Raw genomic sequence first — 299 nt, forward strand, 5'->3', positions numbered from 1 at the left:
GGGTCGTTAGCTCAGTTGGTAGAGCAGTTGACTTTTAATCAATTGGTCGCAGGTTCGAATCCTGCACGACCCACCACTAATTAAGTAGTGACAAAAGGTAAGCGTGAAGGATTTGAACCTGCAGCAGGTTCGGTTAAGCGAAGCGAAACAACGTTGCGTTAAGCAACGGGCCGACAGGCCGAGGGACGCCGAGTCATCCTGCACGACCCACCACTAATTAAGTAGTAAGCAGTACCGCATGATGCGGGTCGTTAGCTCAGTTGGTAGAGCAGTTGACTTTTAATCAATTGGTCGCAGGT

1 tRNA gene and 1 other RNA gene are annotated in these 299 nt (G+C 49.8%); both read left to right on the forward strand.

The annotated features are described in order from the left end of the window. A tRNA-Lys gene (locus tag QCD69_RS22560) sits at positions 1-76 on the forward strand. 13 nt (positions 77-89) lie between these two features. Next, a non-coding RNA gene (locus QCD69_RS22565) (RtT sRNA) lies at positions 90-213 on the forward strand. Positions 214-299 lie beyond the last annotated feature (86 nt).

The sequence above is a fragment of the Erwinia sp. PsM31 genome, from assembly GCF_030433775.1.
Classification (GTDB): Bacteria; Pseudomonadota; Gammaproteobacteria; order Enterobacterales; family Enterobacteriaceae; genus Erwinia; species Erwinia aeris.